The 14,481-nt window shown below is 57.3% G+C and carries 16 protein-coding genes; 4 read left to right on the top strand and 12 right to left on the bottom strand.

Annotated features, from left to right (window positions below; all coding sequences use genetic code 11):
• The 8 genes from E5K04_RS04295 to E5K04_RS04260 form a co-directional block, all read right to left on the bottom strand.
• On the bottom strand, positions 1-1,614 hold the full coding sequence (locus E5K04_RS04295; protein WP_136551673.1) for a flagellar hook protein FlgE: 1,614 nt from the start codon (positions 1,612-1,614) through the stop codon (positions 1-3).
• A 30-nt stretch (positions 1,615-1,644) separates the two neighbouring features.
• The gene (locus tag E5K04_RS04290) at positions 1,645-2,319 is read right to left on the bottom strand and encodes a flagellar hook assembly protein FlgD (RefSeq protein WP_136551672.1); all 675 of its coding nucleotides are present in this window, start codon (positions 2,317-2,319) and stop codon (positions 1,645-1,647) included.
• Between the two features lie 13 nt (positions 2,320-2,332).
• Entirely contained in the window at positions 2,333-2,743 is a 411-nt protein-coding gene (gene flgC, locus E5K04_RS04285) for a flagellar basal body rod protein FlgC (protein WP_136551671.1), read from the bottom strand.
• Between the two features lie 2 nt (positions 2,744-2,745).
• Entirely contained in the window at positions 2,746-3,150 is a 405-nt protein-coding gene (gene flgB / locus E5K04_RS04280; protein WP_136551670.1) for a flagellar basal body rod protein FlgB, read from the bottom strand.
• Between the two features lie 143 nt (positions 3,151-3,293).
• Positions 3,294-3,710, bottom strand: a complete 417-nt coding sequence (locus tag E5K04_RS04275) for an OsmC family protein (RefSeq protein ID WP_136551835.1) — start codon at positions 3,708-3,710, stop codon at positions 3,294-3,296.
• A gap of 554 nt (positions 3,711-4,264) precedes the next feature.
• Positions 4,265-4,768 carry a hypothetical protein gene (locus E5K04_RS04270; protein WP_136551669.1) on the bottom strand — a complete coding sequence of 168 codons (504 nt, stop codon included), beginning with the start codon at positions 4,766-4,768 and terminating at the stop codon, positions 4,265-4,267.
• Positions 4,769-6,492: 1,724 nt separating this feature from the next.
• A complete protein-coding gene (locus tag E5K04_RS04265) occupies positions 6,493-6,822 on the bottom strand; it encodes a hypothetical protein (RefSeq protein ID WP_136551668.1) in 330 nt (109 codons plus the stop codon).
• Entirely contained in the window at positions 6,819-7,289 is a 471-nt protein-coding gene (locus E5K04_RS04260; RefSeq protein WP_136551667.1) for a hypothetical protein, read from the bottom strand. The genes E5K04_RS04265 and E5K04_RS04260 overlap by 4 nt, the downstream gene beginning before the upstream one ends.
• A gap of 320 nt (positions 7,290-7,609) precedes the next feature.
• On the opposite strand from E5K04_RS04260, the gene E5K04_RS04255 reads away from it, so the two are divergent.
• Positions 7,610-8,167: a recombinase family protein gene (locus tag E5K04_RS04255; RefSeq protein WP_136551666.1), complete on the top strand. Its 558-nt coding sequence runs from the start codon at positions 7,610-7,612 to the stop codon at positions 8,165-8,167.
• Positions 8,168-8,225: 58 nt separating this feature from the next.
• Here the strand turns inward: E5K04_RS04255 and E5K04_RS04250 are convergent, their stop codons facing one another.
• From E5K04_RS04250 to E5K04_RS04235, 4 genes are all read right to left on the bottom strand, one after another.
• Complete coding sequence (locus E5K04_RS04250) at positions 8,226-8,735, bottom strand: heavy metal-binding domain-containing protein (protein WP_136551665.1); 510 nt, start codon at positions 8,733-8,735, stop codon at positions 8,226-8,228.
• A gap of 84 nt (positions 8,736-8,819) precedes the next feature.
• Positions 8,820-9,005, bottom strand: coding sequence for a hypothetical protein (locus tag E5K04_RS04245; RefSeq protein WP_136551664.1), 186 nt, complete (start codon positions 9,003-9,005; stop codon positions 8,820-8,822).
• 114 nt (positions 9,006-9,119) lie between these two features.
• Positions 9,120-10,163 (bottom strand): site-specific integrase, encoded by a 1,044-nt coding sequence (locus E5K04_RS04240; protein WP_136551663.1) that lies wholly within the window; start codon positions 10,161-10,163, stop codon positions 9,120-9,122.
• A gap of 92 nt (positions 10,164-10,255) precedes the next feature.
• Positions 10,256-10,780 (bottom strand): DUF6538 domain-containing protein, encoded by a 525-nt coding sequence (locus E5K04_RS04235; RefSeq protein WP_136551662.1) that lies wholly within the window; start codon positions 10,778-10,780, stop codon positions 10,256-10,258.
• Between the two features lie 174 nt (positions 10,781-10,954).
• Between E5K04_RS04235 and tsaD the strand changes: the two genes are divergently transcribed.
• The 3 genes from tsaD (at position 10,955) to E5K04_RS04220 (ending at position 14,441) form a co-directional block, all read left to right on the top strand.
• Positions 10,955-11,980 carry a tRNA (adenosine(37)-N6)-threonylcarbamoyltransferase complex transferase subunit TsaD gene (tsaD, locus tag E5K04_RS04230; protein ID WP_136551661.1) on the top strand — a complete coding sequence of 342 codons (1,026 nt, stop codon included), beginning with the start codon at positions 10,955-10,957 and terminating at the stop codon, positions 11,978-11,980.
• 48 nt (positions 11,981-12,028) lie between these two features.
• Positions 12,029-13,936, top strand: coding sequence for an ATP-binding cassette domain-containing protein (locus tag E5K04_RS04225; protein WP_136551660.1), 1,908 nt, complete (start codon positions 12,029-12,031; stop codon positions 13,934-13,936).
• A 118-nt stretch (positions 13,937-14,054) separates the two neighbouring features.
• Positions 14,055-14,441 carry a GFA family protein gene (locus tag E5K04_RS04220; protein WP_136551659.1) on the top strand — a complete coding sequence of 129 codons (387 nt, stop codon included), beginning with the start codon at positions 14,055-14,057 and terminating at the stop codon, positions 14,439-14,441.
• The last annotated feature ends 40 nt before the right edge of the window (positions 14,442-14,481 follow it).

Below are 14,481 nucleotides of genomic sequence, written 5' to 3'. Positions count from 1 at the left end.
TTAGCGGATGTTGATCAGCGTCTGCAGGACCGTATCCTGCGTCTTGATGGTCTGCGCGTTGGCCTGGTAGAAGCGCTGCGCGGTGATCATGTTGACGAGTTCGGTGGTCATGTCGACGTTCGACTCCTCGAGCGCGGCGCCCTGAATCAGGCCGACGTTGCTGCTGCCCGGCGCATTGAGCTTGGGGCCGCCCGACGCGTAGGTCTCGGCCCAGCGGTTGTCGCCGATCGGCTGCAGACCCTGCGCGTTGGCGAAGTTGGCGAGCACCACCTGGCCGATGATCTTGGTCTGGCCGTTCGAGTAGCGCGCCTCGACGTAGCCCTCCTTCGAGGTGCTGACGCTGGAGAGCACACCGTCGGCCCAACCATCGACGCGTTGCTCGGCGTTCGCGTACGGGCCGGCGTTCTGCGTGAAGCCGGACAAGTCGATAGAGATCGACAGGTTGGCCGCGCCGTTGTCGAGCAGATGGTTGAGCGTGTACGGCTGCATCGGCGACTGCACCTTGCCCGAGGTGTCGAACACCAGGTCGGGGTTCATCGCCTCGGGGGCGCCGCCGTCGACCCGCGAGAAGACCTTCCAGGTATTCGGCGCGCCTTCCTGCTTCACGTAGTAGTACGACACCTGGTGGCTGACGCCGAGGCTGTCGTACGCGGTCACCGTGTTGGTGTAGTTGTAGGTATCCGGGTCCGGCGTGCCGGCGATGCCGACCGGGAACGGCTTGCCGGTCGTCGGCGAACCGTCCTGCGTCATCGCGGCCAGCGAGGTCGGCTGGCTGGTGCTGGTCAGGCCATTCAGGCTGACCGTCGCGTTGACGGCCGGCGCCGTGCTGGCCAGCGCCAGTTGTCCGCCTGCCGGCGCGGTGAGCTTGCCCGCCGCGTCAAAGGTCAGCGTCGCTGGCGTCAGCGTCACCGCGGTGCCTCCGACCGTCCCCGACACCGTCCACTGCCCAGGCGTGGCGGTCGGCGTATACGTCAACTGCAGCGACTGCGCCTTGCCCGCCGCGTCGAACACCTGGATGGGTTGCGAAGTCACCGCCGAGGTCGGCGCGGTCGACGACAAGTTGGACTGGCCAACCGCGAGCGAGCCGGTCGGCTTGAACACGGAATACGGCGGCTCGGCGCGCGCGTCGAGGTTAGAGCCCAGGATCATCTCGGTCGTCGCCTTGGCGCCGATGTTCGAGGTGTCGACACGCAGCCTCTGCGGCGGCCCGACAATCACTTCGCCGCGGTCGTTGACGCCGTAGCCGGTCAGGTAGTGGCCAGCGTTGACGAAGTAGCCGTCGCGGTCGAGCTGGAACTCGCCGTTGCGGGTATACATCGCCTGGCCATCCCCCCCCTCCATGCGGAAGAAGCCCTGGCCGGAGATTGCCAGGTCGAACGGGTTGCCGGTGCTGTTGATGTTGCCCTGGTTGAACTGCTGGCTGACGTTGACCGTACGCGCGCCGATGCCGGTGGCGGTGGCGGCGACGCCGTACATGCTCGCGGCGTACAGGTCGGCGAACTCGGCGCGCGAGCGCTTGAAGCCGATGGTACTGGCGTTGGCAACGTTGTTGCCGATCACGTCAAGCTGCTTGGACGCGGCACCCAGTCCGCTCAGGCCTTGCTGGAAACTCATTGTCTACTCTCCGCTTGTTCTTCTGGCTCTTCAGACGATCTGCACGATGTCGGCGAGCGACGAGGTCTTGCCGTTGGCGAGCATCAGCATCGGCACGCCCTGCTCCCAGGTCACGCCGTTCACCTGCTGGAAGGCCAGCGGGTTCGACTTGACCGCGACGCCGGCGTTGCTCGCCTCGACCTTGAAGCTGTACTCGCCTTCCGGCAGCGCCTCGCCGTTGCCGTCCTTGCCGTCCCACTCGAAGTGGTTGATGCCGAGCTTGGGCTTGTCGATCGACAATTCGCGCACCACGTTGCCGTCCTTGTCGGTGACCGTGACCTTGACCTGGTCTGCCGGGCCGGCCAGCTCGACCGCGCCGGCCCCCTTGCCGCCTTCGCCCAGGGTGAGGCCGTTGCCGTCGGTCATCACCTGCTTGCCGATCAGCGTCGCCGCCATCATCGACTGGTTGGCGAACTGCGACTGCAGCAGCATGTTCATGGTCTGGTTCATGTTCTCCATGCCGGTGACGGTGCTGATCTGCGCCATCTGGCTGGTGATCTGCGCGTTGTCCATCGGGTTCATCGGGTCCTGCGCCTTCAGCTGCGCCATCAGGAGCGTCAGGAAGCGGTCCTGGATGCCCGCGGCCGAGTTGTCGTTCTGGCTGCCGGCGCGTGCGTTGGAGACCTTGTTCAGGTCCGCGATGATGTCGGAGTTGACGGTGGTCATGGGTTTCTTCCGGTTACTGGCCCAGCTGCAGCGTCTTCTGCATCAGGGTCTTGGCAGTGTTCATCACTTCGACGCTGGTCTGGTACGAGCGCGCCGCCGAGATCATGTCGGCCATTTCCTCGACCGGGTTGACGTTGGGCAGTCGGATATAGCCCTTGTCGTCGGCGAGCGGGTGCGACGGGTCGTACTTCAGGCGGAACGGCGAGGTGTCCTCGACGATCTGCGTGACGCGCACGCCGGCGACCTGCGGGTCTGCGGCGGTCACCGGCGTCGCCGAGAACACCACATGGCGCGCGCGGTAGGGCTCGCCGGTCGAACTGGTCGCGCTCTCGGCGTTGGAGATATTGCTCGCGACGAGGTTGAGGCGCTGCGACTGCGCGGTCAGCGACGAACCTGCAATGGTAAATACGTTGGCAAGCGACATGCTTACTGGCCTCCCTTGATCGCGTCGGACAGCCCCGAGATGCGGCGGCTCAGGAAAGTGAGGGTGCTCTGGTAGCGCAGCGCGTTCTCGGTGAACGCGGCGCGCTCGACGTCCATGTCGACGGTGTTGCCGTCGAGGCTGGGCTGCACGGCGGTGCGGTACTTGAGGTCAGCACCGCCGGCGTCGGCATGGCTGCCGGCCAGGTGCGAGCCGTCGGTACGCGCGAGCGCCATCGTGCGCTGCGCGTCGGCGGCGCCTTGCAGCGCCTGCCCGAAGTCGAAGTCGACCGCCTTGTAGTACGGGGTATCGGCGTTGGCGAGGTTACCCGCCAGCACTTCGGTGCGGTACGCGCGCAGGTTCAGCGCGTGCTGCTGGAAATCGAAGTGTTTGCCTATCTTGTCGAGCATGCCTGCCTCCGTTTGACCACGGCACCAAAGCAGGAATCATGCCAGTAAATGAAAGATGGCGAAACCTTGTAATAGTCAAAGCTTTACAATTACCAGCACGGCAGTGGCGGCAAGATTTGCCGCCGCTGCCGGCAAAGCCCGGCTCAGTCCTCGCGCAACTCAAAGTCGTGCGTGATGTCGGCCGTCTTGCCCAGCATGATCGACGCCGAGCAGTACTTGTCGGCCGACAGGCGGATCGCCCGCTCGACGGCGTCGGCCTTCAGCGCGCGGCCGGTCACCACGAAGTGGAAGTGGATGCGGGTGAACACCTTGGGTTCGGCGTCGGCGCGTTCGGCGTCGATCTCGACCCAGCAGTCGCGCACGTCCTGGCGCGCCTTATTCAGGATGGTCAGCACGTCGTAGCTGGTGCAGCCGGCGGTGCCGACCAGCAACAATTCCATCGGCCGCGGCCCCAGGTTGCGCCCGCCGCCTTCCGGCGCGCCGTCCATCACCACCGCGTGGCCGCTGCCGGTCTCGCCGACAAAGCACACCCCGTCGACCCACTTCAATCTGGCCTTCATCATTTGCCCTTCATTCGCATGACAAAACGGCAGCGTACCACCGGGATTTGGGCTGACAAAGATTAGCCGGTAAAATCTTTATTCCAGTCTCGTCAGACCCCACCCAGCAGCGGAACCCTTGTCCAGCAAGCCTTTCAGACCACGCGCTAAAAAATAGACCACTACCTAACATCCAGAATGGAACAACACTTTGGAACAGTCAGGTGCGGCAAAAGGTCAGCTTACCGCAGTCACGGCGACTGTTAAATGTTAGGGAGTGCTAATACACAGAGGCGTCACGTCTATAGCGGCCAGCAAATGCCGCAGACGCGCCGTAGGTGTCGGCTTGTGGGATGGGTAACAGGGAAGGAAGAACGCCGCTCTAACATATGCCTATGAAGCAGGGCACCTTGAATACAGCCCGCCGCTCACCTTGAGATAATTTTTGGGGAGCATGCACCTCGAAATTCCTAACCAACTTCATAAAATTGCAACAATCGACCTATCGGCTATTACTGTTTATTCATAAAGCTGTAGGCATTCGAGGCGCATTACTTTAACCACTTAAAAACAAATCACAGCGACAGATAATTCAAAGCCATATCCGCCTGCTTTTGATCAAAAGAAGCCCCAATTCTTGCCATTTCATCATTCACCCTCTTGGCAGGGTCTTCCCGAAACTCTTTACTAGTAGCCTTAGAAGCTCCGATTATTCCCATTGTTTTCTCTCCACGCCTAGTATTAACATCAACCAGAACATTAGAGGCGTCAAACAAAAATTCAGTTTGAGTTATCTCATAATTTGTTTGAACCGCCAAAGCCAACGGCCAAATAAGCACCCCTAAGACAAATGTCGCTGGTTCAGGGGATGTTTTAGCCTGAATATATCGCCAACCTGTTTTATCGCTTACCTTAACAACATCATGAGGCTGACCAAATTTTCTGTAAATATCTTGAATATTGGTCTGGCCAGATTTCATTGAAACAAAATTACTCTGCTCTCTTATTGAATTTGCACCAATAGACATACAACCAGAAAGCAGGGATGCCACCAAAACAAGAACAAGAGATTTTTTCATCAGCGTTTCCTTGAACAAAGTCGTTAGAATACTATTTGCAAACAATGACAATGGCAACTAGAACATTAATTGCAATTACTCACCACCAACAAACCACAATGGAACATTCTAGGAAACGCTGTAATATGCTGAATTCTACGGCTGACAAAGAAATGAAAGGACTCTAACAGCCCTACATCTATTAAGACCGTTTGCTGCCCGTGCTTCGATCAAGATCATGCACGGCCGCAGTCAGAAGGTAACTGATGTGGCGTTGGTAAGGTCTTCCAAGCACTGCCGCCTGCTCTCTGATGCGTGCTAGCAACGCTTTGTTGATCCTGATACTGATCTTCTCGCTGGTGTGACTGCTGGGACTTCTGGTGGCCTCTGGCGTGGCTCTGGTGGGTGCTGCTGCCGGAGGCTCTAGGTCTGTCTCTAGGAGGCCTTCTAAGCCTCCAAGACCTTCTAAATCCGCTGTCCAATCTAGGTCTATCTCTAGGTCTGACTCCATTAGAATTTCCTGATTTATGGTGGACTTTGCTCTGGTGGTTCATCCTGCACTTCCGCAGCTTTCCCTTGTCTGGCTTGGGTCTTGGCCTGTCTGGTCTTCGGATACCCGTTCTGCGCTGATCCCGTATGGACACTTCATGGGATCTGGAAAAAATTTCTAACCAGTGGATACAGGGTCTCCCAAATCCTCTAGGACTTCGGGTTCTTGGTGGTGCTCTGTTGCTGTCTATCCATCCCCTGTCTCTGGTCGCCTGACCTGATCCTGTTGCTTGGACTGTTTCAGGCTCTTGAATGGAGTATCTGTAACCCATATAAGTTAAGGATTGGCCTTTCTGGAGGCCGCTTTCCTTGCTGGGCTTGGCTTTGCGGGTGGTTGGGGTGTCAGAAAAAGGTGCAGTTTTCTGCACTGGTGCTTCGCTGTGGTCTTCGCTGCCACGGCGTAGCTTGTCGGTCAGACGTTCCAGACGGCGCTTGATGATCTTGTTTAGCTCGGTGTTCGCTTCCGTGCGCTTGTCGAACTTCCTGCGGCTGTTGGGTCTGGCCTTGCCGATTCGGGGACTGATGGCGTCCAGTAGGCTACCCAGTTCGATACCCGCCTTTAGCTGGCGGGTGTAGAGGTGGTGGGCATATTTGGCGAGGCTGTAGCGCTTGAAGCTCTCCCACTCGGTGACGGGCAAGGCTTCGCCTCTTAGTGTGACTTCAAAGCGTGCTCTGTGCTGATCGTCTGGTAGAGTCAGTGCCTTGTCTCTCGTCTTCCAGTAGGCACGGTAAGCAATGGGGCTGGCCTTGCGTGTTCCGTGACCTCTGTGGTGTCCGATGGCTGTGGTCTTGCCTGCCGCAACTCCTCGCTTTAGCTGCGGCGTGGTCAGGGTCATGCTTGCGCCTTTTTTGTTGTAGCTGCGGGCGTGCATGGGGCTGGGACAGAAGCGGACAAGGTGAGCCAGGAGCGCTTCGGCTTCGGCTTTCGTGGCGCTCTCTCTAGGGTAGAAGTCCAACGATAGCTCTACCCCCTCAACATCAAAGCGTGTGAAGCCCTTGCGTTTCATTTCGGCAACCCAAGCGTCAGCGGCGGCATAGCTGGTGAGGTCGTGAAAGGTCTTTCCCTTCACCTCACCAGCTTGTCCGCTCGCTTTCACCGTCACAAAATCAACGACGGTTTTTAGCTTGAAGTTCCTATAATTAATTTGTGTATCCCCTGAAGTTCCGGCTCTGGTTCTTTGCCAGAGCCATTTTTTTTAGACGGTAAGTGGCTCGAACAATGATTTTAGCTCCGCCTTGCTGGGATGGAACATAAAAATCAACTTAGAAGGGTCTGGCCGCTTCCGCTTGGGCTTCCCCTTCCTTGTGGCGACGATTGCGGCAGCAAGCGCTTCAACGTCCGTCCGCCTGAAGTAACGGCGCATTCCCTTGAGCGCATAGGGAACTGCCGGAATCTTCCGTTCCATGGCTGTAGAGGCTCTAATTGAGTCATCTAGGAGGTCTTCCGCCGATAACTCAATGCCGTGCTTCTCGAACTCACATGAAAGCAAATAGACGGCCTCATGGGTGGTCAGAATGGCGCTCATGCTGCAACCCTCCCCTGCCACTCTTCAGGCGTCATTGGGGCTGAAATGATGAGGTGGGAACAGTCCGCAAGCAGGTTGCGGAAGAAGAAGGCAACATTGCCGTTCTCGTCTGTGCCTGTGGTCAGCCTGAAGCCTCCAAAGTCAATGGAGGCGTGGGTTTCAGCCATAGCTAGGGTGCGCTTGAAGTCCTCATCGTTGCACTGGCTGGCAAGCTCTAGCCCTAGTGCTGGTGTCAGTTCTTCGGCTCTCTGGCTGAACACAATTGAGGCATACAGGGATTCCACGACACGCTGCCGGATGTGTGCCGACTTAGAGCCGGTTTCAAGGTCTGACAGGGTGTAATCCACCCATTCCCCCGTGGTCATTCCAGAGGCTTTGGCGACGTAATCCAGCGCACCGGATTCAAGGTCAGAGAGAACAATTCTGACTTCACCGTTCTCTTTTGTTGCGATTCTTCTATTCGGCATTTATTAGACTACCTTTGTTTATATTCAACACAAAGCAAACACTACCACACTTTATGTGAACGTCAAAATCACGCCGTCTGGCGTTATCTCCTGAAGTCTATTTGGCGCTGGTCTTCATCACCTTTCCGATGCTTGGCACAAATAATCTTCACTTGCCTGTCAGAACACACGCCTTGAATCCGGATTGCAGAAAAACCACAGACTGTCTCAAAAATTACAAATTTTGAGACAGCAGCAAACAAGGCTATACTCTTGTATCAAAATTCGTCTCATAATTGATTCCAACAAATCCTAAGATTTTTGAGACAAAGGAGAACACCATGAAAGTCGGCTACGCACGGGTCAGCACTACCGGACAGGACTTGGACACCCAGCTAGCGAAGCTGGAAGGCATGGGCTGTGAAAAGGTCTTTCAGGAGAAGGTCAGCGGCAAGACGGCAGACAACCGGACACAACTAGCTGCCATGCTCGACTTTGTGCGTGAGGGTGACTGTGTGGTGGCCTGCAAGCTAGACCGTCTGGCTCGCAGCGTGCTCGATCTGAACACCATCGCCAAGCGGCTACAGGAGAAGGGTGTAGACCTGATTGTTCTGGATCAGAACATCGACACCACAACACCTACCGGACGCCTGTTGTTCAACATGCTCGGTTCTATCGCTGAGTTTGAGCGTGACCTCATCAACGAACGCACGGCAGAAGGCAGGAAGGCGGCTGTAGCCAAAGGCGTGAAGATGGGACGCAAACCATCACTGACGGAGAAGAAAAAAGAAGAGATGCTAACTGAGGCTGAAAGCTGGGAAGGCAGCAAGGGTGAGCTAGCCAAGAAATACGGGGTTACTAGGGCTACTCTTTACAGAGCACTCTCCGAAAAAATATAGAACACTCATTAACCAACTAGCCCGCCATAATAATGGCGGGCTTTAACATTATCATCGCTTAGCTTGCCATCGCTGTGAAAATCATATACAAAACGCCCATAGCAACCATAACCCAAACGAACGCGAGCGAATTATTTGTCGCCTTAACCGGCTGAGCAAGCTGCACCTCTCGAAGTTTCTCCTCTCTTCTCAACTTCTCTGAAAATCGCTCAATGCGAGGTTCAGCTTCAGGCACATTTTCTCCACAGAACCGACATTTTGTTGCTGCTCGCTTGATAAGCTCTGCACAGACGGGACACGGCCTATCGTCAGAATCCTTCTTGACTGCAATACCAGTTGCTTTCATGGAGCGCCAAGAAGTAACCGAAACACCTGTGTCATACTTAACGTCAATTACTGCATTTGCGCCTAGCCCGGCAGCCATCTCCCTGAGTTTTGCATTTGCTTCATCAATAGACGGCGCAGAGGAGAATTGAGTCGCAGATTCACACTTAGCCTCTACTCGACGGATTGGCGTAAATGGAAAATTCGGCTCGCCGACATGAATTTCGATATCCTGAACCTTCATAAATACTCCAAACGTTAAGTCAGAACTGACTGATAAGAAAAGCCGTAAGGAAGAGGGGTAAACCCCTTCCTTACGGCTCTCGCATTATTCAAGCGTTATCAATACTCCTTCTTCAAAGCAGCTATTCATCAGCACAGCAGGCTTACCCTGTTCATCGCTAAAGACATAGATAATGCTGCTCTTAGTGTGTCGTTTCTCCATGATCGCCTTGCGATCAAACGCAGAGCCAAGCAAATCAGCGAACTCGTCGCCAGTAAGTTCCCTTACCATGTAACACCTTCATGATTGAGTTGATCGGAGTCAACATTCAACCATGCCATCGCCATGGTAGCAATAACTTTTTTCTTACTGTGACTTTTGCGCCAACCGTGTTACTCACCATGCTTACTCGTCCTTAGCGTATTTTGTCTTATGAAAACGAAGGTCATAAGACAGTGCATTAATAGCCTTTACTCTTTGCGAAATAGGCCTGCCCCCATCATAGTCACGCTTATTCACGGAACTTCCACCATTCAGATGCCCAAGCACGTCCTCTATCAACGCCCTAGAACCTTCATTTGCAGTTATCGCCATGGTATTAAATGTCTTCCTAATAGCATGAGCACCCCTAATAGAACCTTCAATATCTCCTACACTTTCCACATCTTGAACAAGAACCCCTGCACTTCCAAATAACAACCTAATTTTCCTACCAGCGGCTGAATTTGGCTTACCACATGCAGCTATGCGAGGGAAAAGCGTATTAAACACATTTCCACAATCTTTCCTCCGGCCTTTAATATCTTCTACATAATTCAGAAAACCAAGCCTAATCAGATCATTGCGAATAGGTATCACCCTACCAGAACCATTTTTTATGCTCCCAACACCATTCCCCTCTTTCTTAGACTTCTCGTTTAAATCAAAGAAATAAACACCATCTTTATGTTGAATATCAAAATGAGGATTTATCAGCAATGGTTCAGAAACCCTCATTCCAGTTAAAAGCAAAATATGAGCAAGCCAATACAATTCTTCATTCTCTTGGGAGGCCTTCCGCATAGCCTCGCCTTCAAAAACAGCTTTCAACTCGCTCTCAGTCATGACTCTGTTATTGAGCTGCCTATTCTTAACCACAGCACATAGAAAATCTATTTCAATATTAGGCAAAATCCTGCCGTTCATCTCATCAACATACTCCTTATTAGCCCAATTAATAAAAGCCTTAATAGGTGAAATATGTGAAACCTCAATACTTTTAACAGAAGAAATACCTTCTTCTGGTATCTCAAATTTTTCCACACAATCTAGAAAATCATCTATAGTCACACACCCCGAAAATATTTCCTTGTTTTTATCTCTTCTTGGCATTCCACCCAGCTTTTCCGCATAAACTCGCAAGGCGCGAGATTTAATTTCCGACAAATCAATATCACCCAGTGAGGACAAAAAAGATTCAGGGCAAAATAATCTTTCTTTAATTGCGTCTTACCGTTATCGGTAGTTTTTCCATTACATGCTCTTTCTCGAATAGCCAACCATTAACCAACTGCTCTTCCAAGCGTAATTCCGCAGGAGCCTCCCTTACCAGACATACGCAAATATGGAAGCGCCACTTCTCCAATTTTCGCCTCAGCCACTGCCAACCTAATGAGATTTTCAGTGCTCTTCTCATTTGCCAATCTTAGCTCACATTCAACCTTCATCTTTTGATGAATAAGCTCAATTCTTTTATCATACTCAGATTCCTCAAGCTCAATTTGCTTTGCCCTGTTGCTAGCCCTAATCATCATCTCTCTAAAATTTTGACGAGCCTGAAAATTTTCCAGCTCTTTCTTAAGACGATCTATTTCTAATTGCTTTTCGTGCTCAGACATATGTTTTATATGGTTTGTCAGATTAAAAATCCTCCCCGCCAACTCAAGAGCCATTGCCTTCGCTGCCGCACGGTTGCCCGTGCCTAGCGAACAGGCCACCTCTCGACGGTTGAACAGGGAGCGTAAGTGCTCGGGCAACACCAGCCGGAAGTGGTAGGTGCTGCCACGAAGACGCAGATATGATGCCATTGTCACTCCTCACAAGAGGCGTGCCAGAAAAGCTTTTGGAACAACGCTTTGGAACAAATGAGGTGACCGAAGCTGGCTTGACCAGCCAGAACCCAGCACTGGCGCGGCAAACCGCCACATAGCGGCCATTAGCCGGTAAAATGCGCCGTTGTTTTGCTTATAAGAAGCCACGCCATGCGAGTTCTGGGGTACGAATCTTCCTGCGACGAGACCGGGGTCGCGCTGTACGACACCGAAAAGGGCCTGCTCGCGCACTGCCTGCACACGCAGATGGCGATGCACGCCGAGTACGGCGGCGTCGTCCCCGAGCTTGCCAGCCGCGACCATATCCGCCGCGTGGTGCCGCTGACCGACGCCTGCCTTAAAGAGGCCGGCCTTACCCTCGCCGACGTCGACGCCGTCGCGTACACGCAAGGGCCGGGGCTGGGCGGCGCGCTCTTGGTCGGCGCGGGCTTCGCCAACGCGCTCGCCTTCGCGCTGGGCAAGCCGGTCATCGAGGTGCACCACCTCGAAGGCCACCTGCTCTCGCCGCTCTTGGCCGACGAGCGGCCGGAATTCCCCTTCCTCGCGCTCTTGGTCTCCGGCGGACACAGCCAGATCATGGCGGTGCGCGGCGTCGGCGACTACGAAGTCCTCGGCGAGACGCTGGATGACGCGGCGGGCGAGGCGTTCGACAAGACCGCCAAGCTGATGGGGCTCGACTACCCGGGCGGCCCTCGCCTGTCGAAGCTCGCCGAGGAAGGCGACGCCTCGCGCTTCACGCTGCCGCGGCCGATGCTGCACTCGGACAACCTCGACATGAGCTTCTCCGGCCTGAAGACGGCAGTACTGACGCTGGTACGCGACGTCGAGGCGCAGGAAGGCGGCCTCAAGGAGCAGACGCGCAAGGACATCTGCCGCGCCTTCCAGGACGCCATCGTCGACGTGCTGCTCGCCAAGTGCCTGAAGGCGCTGAAGCAGACCGGCTTCAAACAGCTGGTGGTCGCCGGCGGCGTCGGCGCTAACCGACAGCTGCGCGAGGCGCTGAACGGCGCCGCCGCGCGCCGCAAGTTCAAAGTGTTCTACCCGCCGCTCGCGCTGTGCACCGACAACGGCGCGATGATCGCGTTCGCCGGTGCCTTGCGCCTGAAGTACGCGCACCCGGTCGCCGGCTACACGGTCAAGCCGCGCTGGGACCTCGCGTCGCTCCCCAAGGCCTGACCCCTTCCACGAACTTCGCGGCAGGGTCCGCCCTGCCCGCCCCATACCATGATCCAGCTCAAGAATGTCACCCTGCGCCGCGGCCTCAAGGATTTGCTGACCGGCGCGACCCTCACCCTCAACCCCGGCTACAAGGCCGGCGTGGTCGGCGCCAACGGCGCCGGCAAGTCGAGCCTGTTCGCGCTCTTGATGAACCAGCTGCACCAGGACGCGGGCGACGTCGAGGTACCCGCCCACTGGAAGGTCGCCCACGTCGCGCAGGAAACCCCGGCGCTCGACGCGTGCGCGCTCGACTACGTGCTCGACGGCGACACCGAGCTGCGTGCGCTGCAGGCCGAGCTTGCCGAAGCCGAACACGCGGGCGACGGCATGGCGATCGGCCGCCTGCACGGCGAGCTCGAGCATGTCGGCGCGTACACCGCCGAGGCGCGCGCCGCGCGCCTGCTGACCGGGCTGGGCTTTGCCACCGACGCGCAGCAGCGGCCGGTCTCCTCGTTCTCCGGCGGCTGGCGGATGCGTCTGAACCTCGCGCAGGCGCTGATGTGCCGCTCCGACCTGCTGCTGCTGGACGAGCCGACCAACCACCTCGACATCGAGACGGTGCTGTGGCTGGAAGACTGGCTGAAGGCGTACCCTGGCACGCTCCTGGTGATCTCGCACGACCGCGACTTCCTCGACAGCGTCGCCGACCATATCGTCGAGGTCGCCGACCAGACGCTGACGCTTTACACCGGCAACTACAGCGCGTTCGAAGTGATGCGCGCCGAGAAGCAGGAACGCCAGCAATCGGCGTTCGAGCGGCAGCAAAAACAGATCGAGCACCTCGAATCCTTCATCACCCGCTTCAAGGCCAAGGCGAGCAAGGCCAAGCAGGCCCAGAGCCGGGTCAAGGCACTGGAAAAGCTCGAGCGCATCGCGCCCGCGCATGTCGCCTCGCCGTTCGACTTCTCGTTCGCCGAACCGGACAAGCTGCCCAACCCGCTCTTGGTGCTCGACAACGTCGCCGTCGGCTACGGCGAGCGGGTGATCCTGGACAGGGTCACGCTGTCGGTCGAATCGGGCGCGCGCATCGGCCTGTTGGGCGTCAACGGCGCCGGCAAGTCGACGCTGGTCAAGCTGATCGCCGGCGAGCTCGCGCCGCTGTCGGGGCATGCCACCGGCTCGCAGATGCTGAAGATCGGCTACTTCGCGCAGCACCAGCTGGAGACGCTGCGCCCGGACGAGAGCCCGCTGTGGCACCTGCAAAAGCGCGCGCCCGACGTGCGCGAGCAGGAGCTGCGCAACTTCCTGGGCGGCTTCAACTTCCGCGGCGACACCGTCAACGACCCGGTCGGCCCGATGTCGGGCGGCGAGAAATCGCGCCTCGCGCTCGCGCTGATCGTGTGGGAGCGCCCCAACCTCTTGCTGCTGGACGAACCGACCAACCACCTCGACCTCGAGATGCGCCACGCGCTGACCCTCGCGCTGCAGGACTTCGTCGGCGCCCTGATCGTCGTCTCGCACGACCGCTCGCTGCTCGAATCGACGACCGACACCTTCTGGGTGGTCAAGGGCGGGCGGGTGACGCCGTTTGACGGCGACCTCGAGGACTACCGGCGCGAGCGCATGGCCGAACTGGCCGACGCCGGCAAGCCCTCGCAGGGCGACGCCGCGCAGCCCAACCGCAAGGAGCAGAAGCGGCTGGAAGCCGAGGCAAGGCAGCGCCTGTCGCAGCAGAAGAAGCCGCTCGTCACGGCGCTTGGCAGGCTCGAGAAGGAAATGGACAAACTGAACAAGGAGAAGGAAACGCTCGACGCCTTCCTGTGTTCGGAAGACGCCTACGGCGACGCCAACAAGGCGAAGCTTGCCGAGTCGGTACGCCGCCAGGGCGAAGTCGCCACCCGGCTGGCCGTCGTCGAGGAGGAGTGGCTGGCCACGCAGGACGCGATCGACGCGCTGGACGCCGAAGCGGGCTGAGGCCCGCTGCCTGCACGCCGGGCCGGCGGCAGCCATGCCTTCAAGCGCTGGCTGCCGCACCCTGAAGGCAAGCGGGCAGCAACATTGCGGGACGATGAACCATAAAAGGGGACGAGACATGCAAGGCGGCTGCCACTGTGGTGCAATCCGCTACCAGATCTCTGGCCGGCCGTTTGACGCCGATTTCTGTCATTGCCGTGACTGCCAGAAGATCACCGGCGCACCTGTCGCGGCGTGGATGGACTTCAAGATACAGCAAGTGCAATGGATCAAGGGCGCGCCCACCGAATACGCGTCCTCGCCCTCGATCCGCCGCGGCTTTTGCCCCGCCTGCGGCTCGACCCTCAGCTACCGCAGCGTTGCCCACCCCGACTACCTGACGCTCGGCATCACCACGCTGGATGCGCCCGACGCGGTCCAACCCTCGTACCACCTGTTCACGGACAGCCAGGTTGGCTGGCTAAAGCTCGCCGATACCTGCCAACGGCATCCCGGCGCGAGGTAAGGCCGGACTCCGCTGCTGCATGCCGCCCCGGGCGCCCAAG

This window comes from Crenobacter intestini (assembly GCF_004919095.1).
GTDB classification, from domain to species: domain Bacteria; phylum Pseudomonadota; class Gammaproteobacteria; order Burkholderiales; family Chromobacteriaceae; genus Craterilacuibacter; species Craterilacuibacter intestini.
The sequence above is the reverse complement of the archived record's forward strand: the minus strand, read 5'-3'. Positions and strand labels throughout refer to the sequence as shown.